This window comes from Pseudomonas sp. GW821-FHT11G12 (assembly GCF_058808055.1).
Genome location: NZ_JBXARH010000015.1, coordinates 1 through 5,342 on the forward strand (window position 1 = coordinate 1; position 5,342 = coordinate 5,342).

At 51.4% G+C, this 5,342-nt stretch carries 2 tRNA genes and 3 rRNA genes; all 5 read left to right on the forward strand.

Features of this window, described 5'->3' with window-relative positions:
* Positions 1-179: 179 nt before the first annotated feature.
* Positions 180-1,716 (forward strand): 16S ribosomal RNA (locus AC1RR7_RS29705).
* An 81-nt stretch (positions 1,717-1,797) separates the two neighbouring features.
* Positions 1,798-1,874: transfer RNA gene (locus AC1RR7_RS29710), tRNA-Ile, on the forward strand.
* Positions 1,875-1,904: 30 nt separating this feature from the next.
* Positions 1,905-1,980 (forward strand) — tRNA-Ala (locus AC1RR7_RS29715).
* A gap of 244 nt (positions 1,981-2,224) precedes the next feature.
* A 23S ribosomal RNA gene (locus tag AC1RR7_RS29720) occupies positions 2,225-5,115 on the forward strand.
* Positions 5,116-5,271: 156 nt separating this feature from the next.
* Positions 5,272-5,342: ribosomal RNA gene (rrf, locus tag AC1RR7_RS29725) — 5S ribosomal RNA — on the forward strand; the annotation flags it as partial.

Here is a 5,342-nt window from a genome sequence, read left to right on the forward strand (position 1 = left end):
GAAAGATCTTAACCAACCGCTCTTTAACAACTGAATCAAGCAATTCGTGTGGGTGCTTGTGGAGTCAGACTGATAGTCAGAAAGATTATCAGCATCACAAGTTACTCCGCGAGAAATCAAAGATGTAACCAACGATTGCTGAGCCAAGTTTAGGGTTTTCTCAAAACCCAAAGATGTTTGAACTGAAGAGTTTGATCATGGCTCAGATTGAACGCTGGCGGCAGGCCTAACACATGCAAGTCGAGCGGATGAAAGGAGCTTGCTCCTGGATTCAGCGGCGGACGGGTGAGTAATGCCTAGGAATCTGCCTGGTAGTGGGGGACAACGTTTCGAAAGGAACGCTAATACCGCATACGTCCTACGGGAGAAAGCAGGGGACCTTCGGGCCTTGCGCTATCAGATGAGCCTAGGTCGGATTAGCTAGTTGGTGAGGTAATGGCTCACCAAGGCGACGATCCGTAACTGGTCTGAGAGGATGATCAGTCACACTGGAACTGAGACACGGTCCAGACTCCTACGGGAGGCAGCAGTGGGGAATATTGGACAATGGGCGAAAGCCTGATCCAGCCATGCCGCGTGTGTGAAGAAGGTCTTCGGATTGTAAAGCACTTTAAGTTGGGAGGAAGGGTTGTAGATTAATACTCTGCAATTTTGACGTTACCGACAGAATAAGCACCGGCTAACTCTGTGCCAGCAGCCGCGGTAATACAGAGGGTGCAAGCGTTAATCGGAATTACTGGGCGTAAAGCGCGCGTAGGTGGTTCGTTAAGTTGGATGTGAAATCCCCGGGCTCAACCTGGGAACTGCATCCAAAACTGGCGAGCTAGAGTATGGTAGAGGGTGGTGGAATTTCCTGTGTAGCGGTGAAATGCGTAGATATAGGAAGGAACACCAGTGGCGAAGGCGACCACCTGGACTGATACTGACACTGAGGTGCGAAAGCGTGGGGAGCAAACAGGATTAGATACCCTGGTAGTCCACGCCGTAAACGATGTCAACTAGCCGTTGGGAGCCTTGAGCTCTTAGTGGCGCAGCTAACGCATTAAGTTGACCGCCTGGGGAGTACGGCCGCAAGGTTAAAACTCAAATGAATTGACGGGGGCCCGCACAAGCGGTGGAGCATGTGGTTTAATTCGAAGCAACGCGAAGAACCTTACCAGGCCTTGACATCCAATGAACTTTCCAGAGATGGATTGGTGCCTTCGGGAACATTGAGACAGGTGCTGCATGGCTGTCGTCAGCTCGTGTCGTGAGATGTTGGGTTAAGTCCCGTAACGAGCGCAACCCTTGTCCTTAGTTACCAGCACGTAATGGTGGGCACTCTAAGGAGACTGCCGGTGACAAACCGGAGGAAGGTGGGGATGACGTCAAGTCATCATGGCCCTTACGGCCTGGGCTACACACGTGCTACAATGGTCGGTACAAAGGGTTGCCAAGCCGCGAGGTGGAGCTAATCCCATAAAACCGATCGTAGTCCGGATCGCAGTCTGCAACTCGACTGCGTGAAGTCGGAATCGCTAGTAATCGCGAATCAGAATGTCGCGGTGAATACGTTCCCGGGCCTTGTACACACCGCCCGTCACACCATGGGAGTGGGTTGCACCAGAAGTAGCTAGTCTAACCTTCGGGAGGACGGTTACCACGGTGTGATTCATGACTGGGGTGAAGTCGTAACAAGGTAGCCGTAGGGGAACCTGCGGCTGGATCACCTCCTTAATCGACGACATCAGCTGCTCCATAAGTTCCCACACGAATTGCTTGATTCATTGAAGAAGACGAAAGAAGCAGCCCGAAATTGGGTCTGTAGCTCAGTTGGTTAGAGCGCACCCCTGATAAGGGTGAGGTCGGCAGTTCGAATCTGCCCAGACCCACCAATTTTGTGTGGGAAACGCCTGTAGAAATACGGGGCCATAGCTCAGCTGGGAGAGCGCCTGCCTTGCACGCAGGAGGTCAGCGGTTCGATCCCGCTTGGCTCCACCACTACTGCTTCTGAAGTAAGAGCTTAGAAATGAGCATTCCATCGAGTGGATGGTGAATGTTGATTTCTAGTCTTTGACTAGTTCGTTCTTTAAAAATTTGGGTATGTGATAGAAAGATAGACTGAGATCCACTTTCACTGGTGGTGATCAGGCTAAGGTAAAATTTGTGAGTTCTCTTAGTTGAGAAATTCGAATTTTCGGCGAATGTCGTCTTCACAGTATAACCAGATTGCTTGGGGTTATATGGTCAAGTGAAGAAGCGCATACGGTGGATGCCTTGGCAGTCAGAGGCGATGAAAGACGTGGTAGCCTGCGAAAAGCTTCGGGGAGTCGGCAAACAGACTTTGATCCGGAGATGTCTGAATGGGGGAACCCAGCCATCATAAGATGGTTATCTTGTACTGAATACATAGGTGCAAGAGGCGAACCAGGGGAACTGAAACATCTAAGTACCCTGAGGAAAAGAAATCAACCGAGATTCCCTTAGTAGTGGCGAGCGAACGGGGACTAGCCCTTAAGTGGCTTTGAGATTAGCGGAACGCTCTGGAAAGTGCGGCCATAGTGGGTGATAGCCCTGTACGCGAAAATCTCTTAGTCATGAAATCGAGTAGGACGGAGCACGAGAAACTTTGTCTGAATATGGGGGGACCATCCTCCAAGGCTAAATACTACTGACTGACCGATAGTGAACTAGTACCGTGAGGGAAAGGCGAAAAGAACCCCGGAGAGGGGAGTGAAATAGATCCTGAAACCGTATGCGTACAAGCAGTGGGAGCAGACTTTGTTCTGTGACTGCGTACCTTTTGTATAATGGGTCAGCGACTTATTTTCAGTGGCGAGCTTAACCGAATAGGGGAGGCGTAGCGAAAGCGAGTCTTAATAGGGCGTCTAGTCGCTGGGAATAGACCCGAAACCGGGCGATCTATCCATGGGCAGGTTGAAGGTTAGGTAACACTGACTGGAGGACCGAACCGACTACCGTTGAAAAGTTAGCGGATGACCTGTGGATCGGAGTGAAAGGCTAATCAAGCTCGGAGATAGCTGGTTCTCCTCGAAAGCTATTTAGGTAGCGCCTCATGTATCACTGTAGGGGGTAGAGCACTGTTTCGGCTAGGGGGTCATCCCGACTTACCAAACCGATGCAAACTCCGAATACCTACAAGTGCCGAGCATGGGAGACACACGGCGGGTGCTAACGTCCGTCGTGAAAAGGGAAACAACCCAGACCGTCAGCTAAGGTCCCAAAGTTATGGTTAAGTGGGAAACGATGTGGGAAGGCTTAGACAGCTAGGAGGTTGGCTTAGAAGCAGCCACCCTTTAAAGAAAGCGTAATAGCTCACTAGTCGAGTCGGCCTGCGCGGAAGATGTAACGGGGCTCAAACCATACACCGAAGCTACGGGTATCACGTAAGTGATGCGGTAGAGGAGCGTTCTGTAAGCCTGTGAAGGTGAGTTGAGAAGCTTGCTGGAGGTATCAGAAGTGCGAATGCTGACATGAGTAACGACAATGGGTGTGAAAAACACCCACGCCGAAAGACCAAGGTTTCCTGCGCAACGTTAATCGACGCAGGGTTAGTCGGTCCCTAAGGCGAGGCTGAAAAGCGTAGTCGATGGAAAACAGGTTAATATTCCTGTACTTCTGGTTATTGCGATGGAGGGACGGAGAAGGCTAGGCCAGCTTGGCGTTGGTTGTCCAAGTTTAAGGTGGTAGGCTGGAATCTTAGGTAAATCCGGGATTCTAAGGCCGAGAGCTGATGACGAGTTGCCATTAGGCGACGAAGTGGTTGATGCCATGCTTCCAAGAAAAGCTTCTAAGCTTCAGGTAACCAGGAACCGTACCCCAAACCGACACAGGTGGTTGGGTAGAGAATACCAAGGCGCTTGAGAGAACTCGGGTGAAGGAACTAGGCAAAATGGCACCGTAACTTCGGGAGAAGGTGCGCCGGTGAGGGTGAAGGACTTGCTCCGTAAGCCCATGCCGGTCGAAGATACCAGGCCGCTGCGACTGTTTATTAAAAACACAGCACTCTGCAAACACGAAAGTGGACGTATAGGGTGTGACGCCTGCCCGGTGCCGGAAGGTTAATTGATGGGGTTAGCTAACGCGAAGCTCTTGATCGAAGCCCCGGTAAACGGCGGCCGTAACTATAACGGTCCTAAGGTAGCGAAATTCCTTGTCGGGTAAGTTCCGACCTGCACGAATGGCGTAACGATGGCGGCGCTGTCTCCACCCGAGACTCAGTGAAATTGAAATCGCTGTGAAGATGCAGTGTATCCGCGGCTAGACGGAAAGACCCCGTGAACCTTTACTATAGCTTTGCACTGGACTTTGAATTTGCTTGTGTAGGATAGGTGGGAGGCTTTGAAGCGTGAACGCCAGTTTGCGTGGAGCCATCCTTGAAATACCACCCTGGCAACTTTGAGGTTCTAACTCAGGTCCGTTATCCGGATCGAGGACAGTGTATGGTGGGTAGTTTGACTGGGGCGGTCTCCTCCTAAAGAGTAACGGAGGAGTACGAAGGTGCGCTCAGACCGGTCGGAAATCGGTCGTAGAGTATAAAGGCAAAAGCGCGCTTGACTGCGAGACAGACACGTCGAGCAGGTACGAAAGTAGGTCTTAGTGATCCGGTGGTTCTGTATGGAAGGGCCATCGCTCAACGGATAAAAGGTACTCCGGGGATAACAGGCTGATACCGCCCAAGAGTTCATATCGACGGCGGTGTTTGGCACCTCGATGTCGGCTCATCACATCCTGGGGCTGAAGCCGGTCCCAAGGGTATGGCTGTTCGCCATTTAAAGTGGTACGCGAGCTGGGTTTAGAACGTCGTGAGACAGTTCGGTCCCTATCTGCCGTGGACGTTTGAGATTTGAGAGGGGCTGCTCCTAGTACGAGAGGACCGGAGTGGACGAACCTCTGGTGTTCCGGTTGTCACGCCAGTGGCATTGCCGGGTAGCTATGTTCGGAAAAGATAACCGCTGAAAGCATCTAAGCGGGAAACTTGCCTCAAGATGAGATCTCACTGGAACCTTGAGTTCCCTGAAGGGCCGTCGAAGACTACGACGTTGATAGGTTGGGTGTGTAAGCGCTGTGAGGCGTTGAGCTAACCAATACTAATTGCCCGTGAGGCTTGACCATATAACACCCAAGCAATTTGCGAACTCGAAAGAGACCAGATTGCGGTGTGTGAAGACGAAACGAACCGAAAGTTCGAGTTCACAAAAACACCGAAAACTATCCCATACCCAATTTGCTGAAGCGAGGCCCTCTGGTCACGACTCAGTACCCGAATTTCTTGACGACCATAGAGCGTTGGAACCACCTGATCCCATCCCGAACTCAGAAGTGAAACGATGCATCGCCGA